1 protein-coding gene is annotated in these 746 nt (G+C 44.6%); it reads right to left on the bottom strand.

The genetic code is table 11. From position 1 onward, the window contains the following. Positions 1-746: ISL3 family transposase (locus tag R7Q09_RS25295; RefSeq protein WP_318143840.1), on the bottom strand; the 746-nt coding region annotated here is incomplete at both ends.

Genomic DNA, 746 nt, shown 5'->3' with positions numbered 1-746 from the left:
TAGCCTGAAGTTCTGATCCGCAGCGCCACAGTTCCTTTAATTGCGCACCCAGTAAGTAGGTTGTCATCAAGTCCTGATTCATATTCAATATTTCAGTGAGGTAGCTTTCCTGTTGTGTATTTAAATTATCCCTATTTTTCAATAACACCCAGCGCGAACGCTTGACCCATTGCCTTGCTTTTTTATCTTGTTTTAGCTTATTGGCTTGGTCGACTCTGACTCTATCCATCACTTCACGACCAAACTTAGCAACGACGTGGAACAAGTCGTAAACGATGCGAGCATTTGGGCAATGCTCTTGGACTTCAAGGTCAAAAGCCGTATTCATATCCATTGCTACAGCTTCGATATTTTTACCATGCTCACCTAGCTGTTCAAAGAACGGTCGAATATCCTTGCGGCTACGACCTAGTCCTATCCAGATAACCTGATGGCTTTTCGCGTCAGCAATGACCGTCGCATAGCGGTGCCCTTTAAAAATGGCGAACTCGTCCATGACGAGTTGCCTTAATTCACCCCATTTAACTTGCGGCACTACTTGTTGAAGCCGACGCTTATCTATCTCTTTGATTGTGTGCCAATGAACTCCTGTCAATTGGGCAATATGCTTAATTGGCAACAGCGGCAACAACTGTTCTATGTAGCTTCGTAGACGATTGGTGATGCGAGCATAAGGCTCTAACCAAGATAATCGTTCCGTTTTAATACCGCAGTGACTGCACTTAATGCGTCGAGTTTGGACGGAT

The organism is Vibrio sp. 2130-1 (genome assembly GCF_033339515.1).
This window is presented reverse-complemented; position numbering and strand designations above follow the sequence as displayed.